4 protein-coding genes are annotated in these 3,805 nt (G+C 39.3%); 2 read left to right on the plus strand and 2 right to left on the minus strand.

The genetic code is table 11. From position 1 onward, the window contains the following. Positions 1 to 105: 105 nt before the first annotated feature. Together V7K42_RS05355 and V7K42_RS05360 are read right to left on the minus strand one after the other, a co-directional pair. Complete coding sequence (locus tag V7K42_RS05355) at positions 106 to 657, minus strand: hypothetical protein (RefSeq protein ID WP_334914211.1); 552 nt, start codon at positions 655 to 657, stop codon at positions 106 to 108. A 282-nt stretch (positions 658 to 939) separates the two neighbouring features. After that, positions 940 to 1,578: a MarC family protein gene (locus V7K42_RS05360; RefSeq protein WP_334914213.1), complete on the minus strand. Its 639-nt coding sequence runs from the start codon at positions 1,576 to 1,578 to the stop codon at positions 940 to 942. A gap of 307 nt (positions 1,579 to 1,885) precedes the next feature. Between V7K42_RS05360 and V7K42_RS05365 the strand changes: the two genes are divergently transcribed. Next, the gene (locus V7K42_RS05365; RefSeq protein ID WP_334914215.1) at positions 1,886 to 3,073 is read left to right on the plus strand and encodes a DUF2252 domain-containing protein; all 1,188 of its coding nucleotides are present in this window, start codon (positions 1,886 to 1,888) and stop codon (positions 3,071 to 3,073) included. Between the two features lie 95 nt (positions 3,074 to 3,168). Then, positions 3,169 to 3,750, plus strand: coding sequence for a phosphatase PAP2 family protein (locus V7K42_RS05370; RefSeq protein ID WP_334914217.1), 582 nt, complete (start codon positions 3,169 to 3,171; stop codon positions 3,748 to 3,750). The last annotated feature ends 55 nt before the right edge of the window (positions 3,751 to 3,805 follow it).

Here is a 3,805-nt window from a genome sequence, read left to right on the forward strand (position 1 = left end):
AAGCATTAATTATATATTTTGTAGTATATAGTACTTTAAAGTACGTAATCTTGATTAGCGATCGCTCTTGGGAAAAAACTTTTTGGTTTACTGAAAATAGGCAATTTAACCAAGATAAGGATATTGTGGCGGTTTAATTTTCAATAATTCTGTCCAGTATCGTATAGCATTATGTTTGGTGGTTTCGGTGTCACGCGATTTGTGAACTCTGCCTATTTTCATTAGAAAATATGTGAGTTTTATAGCAGTAAGTAGGTTAATGAATCCCGCCGCTTTCAAATGTTGTAAAAATAAGTGAATAATAGTTTGTAATTTTTGTTTATGACGAAAATACATCCACCATTTCATTTGATGTATAGCAATACTAGTTGGATAACCTAATATAGTTTCTACTTGGGTTAATTTATCTTTAACTTGATGATAAAACTGCATTTCTTTATCAAAATCACCTGCTTGTTGAGCATTAGCAGCATCATCAGATAATTGATAAGCTTCACTAATTAAGTTACCCGCCGTTTCTGCTGAGTATTGAGTATAACCAAGTTTCATATATATAGTAGCTGCTGCTGATGCCAATTCTGTAAACTCAAGAGCATCATGTAACCAATATATTTGTGCTTGTAATTCCCCTAGTGTGGCTGCTAAAGTCTCATTCATATTCAATCTAACTTTTCCTGTAAGGCAATCTGGTAGTGATTGACCATAGCAGTATTTTAGGTGTTAAGCGATCGCCATGTACCACATTTTGTTTACAACAAGTATAATGGCTAACAATATTAAGAAAGCCAGGAGTGATTGCTGATAATTCCTCTTGTACGAATCAGGAAAACAGAGCAACTTCATAATTGAAAAGTCTAGCAATTAAGTTGCAACGCCATCTGGTTTTTTTCATCACATTTATTCAACTACATAAATTCTGAGCTTTTTATAAGTTAAAGATTATTTAACTTGAATATGGAACGCCTCTTTCAACAAAGAAATGGAGCCATCGGCAATAAACCGCACACCAATTGCTAGGATGAAAAAACCAAAAACTCGATTTAAGGCTCCCACACCATTTTTTCCTAACTTCTTAATAAGTGGTTCTCCTAAGGCCAGGCACAGGTAAAGGCTTATACCTATTAAAGCAATTCCCACTAAAGACTCAAGATAGTCTACCCAATGCTTAAAGCTAATCGATAAACTCGTTACTACCCCAATTGCTCCAGGCCCACTGATTAATGGCACTGCCATTGGTGTAAAAGAAATATCTTCTTTATCTAGAGCCTCATCATTTTCTGATGGAGTTAGTCGTTGACGGGCTGTAACCATTTCCCAGGCTGTATGAGCAACAAGTAATCCCCCTGCCAGCCGTAGCACATTTAATGAGATTCCAAAAAATTCTAGAATCCACCTGCCAGCTAGTAAAAACACAGCTAAAACTAAGACTACATTTATAGCAGTTTGTATCGCCTGCCGATGGCGTTCAGATGATGTTTCCATCGCTGTTAAGCTGTAAAAAACCGGAACTGCACCTATTGGATTGGCGATTGGGAAAAGAGCCACAAAGGTTGCTAATGTATTTGGAATTAACGACATTCTCAATATTTGGATATCTGGGTTTCCTAGAAGCAGAGTTTAGCAGACAGTCGGGGTGCGTGTACCCACTTTACTGCTTTCACGAAAAACTTCAAGAACCACCGATGCGATGCCACCGGCTCATGGCGGGTACGCCATCGCACATTTACTATTTATTTTCTAGTAGATTACTAGCCAGTTGTGGCGTACCCCTGCTCTTAAGCAAGCTACGCGCTAATTATCAGCAAGCTTACACGCTCATTGCATGACTCTGCTATCAATGGGTAATGATAAGTCACTAGACCATTCATTTCAAGAGCCAAAAATTATGACAAACAATATCATTGACAGAATTCATCGCTTTAACCTTGGACGCAACCCAAAACTACTTGAATTAAAATACAAGGCAATGCGTTCTGATGTTTTTACTTTTTATCGCGGGACGTGTCATTTATTTTACGAAGACTTCCCTAAAAATTTCCCACTGAATGCAGCCCCGCCAGTATGGATTTGTGGTGACTTACACCTGGAAAACTTTGGTAGTTATAAAGGTGATAATCGATTAGTTTACTTTGATATTAATGATTTTGATGAAGCCTGTCTTGCTCCTTGCACCTGGGATGTGGTGAGGTTTATTACCAGTGTGATAGTTGGCTCTCACACGCTGAAGGTGAGTGAATCAGAAGCATTGCATTTGAGCAATTACTTTCTTGATGCTTACAGCAATGCTTTAGCTAAAGGTACTGCTAGAAGTGTGGAAAAGGAAACCGCTTCCGGCTTAGTTAAAGATTTATTAAAAAGTTTAAAAAACCGCCTTCGTCCAGAATTTTTAGAGCAGCACACCAAGAGAAGGAAAGGTAAGCGGCACTTAATTATTGACAATAAACACATTATTGAAGCCACAGAATCAGAACAGCAAAAAATCAGACAACTCATCTCGGCTTGGCAAAAATATACACAAAAAAATGCGAATTTTTATCAAGTTTTAGATGTGCAACAACGAATCGCTGGTACAGGTAGTTTAGGGTTAGAACGTTATGCAGTTTTAGTAGAAGGTTTTGGTTCTCCTGATGGCAATTATCTATTAGATTTGAAGCAAACAAAAACTTCCTCATTACAACCCTATTTAACACTATCTCAGCCGGATTGGTCGAGTGAATCTGCACGGGTAGTAGCTATCCAACAACGGATGCAAGGAACGCCACCTGCTCTTTTGGGGGTGATAGTTGACGGGAATAAATCTTATGTTTTACGAGAGTTGCAGCCAGTACAAGACCAAGTGAGTTTACAGGCGTGGGATGGAAAGCTGGAACGCTTAAATAAGTTGATGCAGACAATGGGTGAAGTGACAGCGTGGGATCAATTACGTAGTGGTGGTAGACAAGGTTCTGCGGGAGCAGATGATTTAATCAAGTTTGCTCACTTGTCTGATTGGCGTAATCAAATTCTTGAGTATGCAATCACCTACTCTTTGCAAGTAGAACTAGATTACCAAGAATTTTGTCAAAAATCGTGAATCTTGCCATGTCTTGAATTGCTATGTAATTAATTCTGTTTAACTACTTATGCCGCTAGGATTAGAGAAAGATTAATTAATGCAGGAGCAAGTTAATGCGCCTCACCATCAGCCGGAGGGCAGTACCGCTCCTACTGCTTGGCGGATTTATTCCCTTACTGATATTTGGGGACTTAGCAGAGGATGTTTGGAAACAAGGTGGATTTCCCTTCGATGTTCCCCTATTATTAGCTATTCACAGCACTGCCCAACCGAAACTAGATGTTTTTGTCTCATACTTGACAAAGCTTGGAGTGTTTTGGGGGGTATTCCCAGCAGCAGTCATGATTTCACTGCTGTTGCTGATTCGACAAAAGTGGCGTGCAATAGAATTCTTACTCACAGCCTCGGTGGGCAGTATAATCATTAATCAGACAGTGAAGCGGTTGCTACACCGGGCACGTCCTCATCTGTGGGTAACACCTGCTCCAGAATTTGATTATGGCTTTCCGAGTGGTCATGCGATGGCTAGTATGACTTTGGTGGCAGTTTTAATTATTTTGAGTTGGAAAACCCGTTGGCGTTGGTTTGTTGTGATTATCGGAACCCTGTTTGTCTTAATAATTGGTTGGACACGTTTGTATCTAGGAGTCCATTATCGAATGGCACTAAGAAAAGCTGAAACACTTGTGGTTTAAGCAGTTTGCAATTGTTTACGTAATTCATTCCGGGGTTTGGTCATCAAGGGATAAA

The sequence above is a fragment of the Nostoc sp. genome, assembly GCF_036917455.1.
GTDB lineage: Bacteria > Cyanobacteriota > Cyanobacteriia > Cyanobacteriales > Nostocaceae > Nostoc.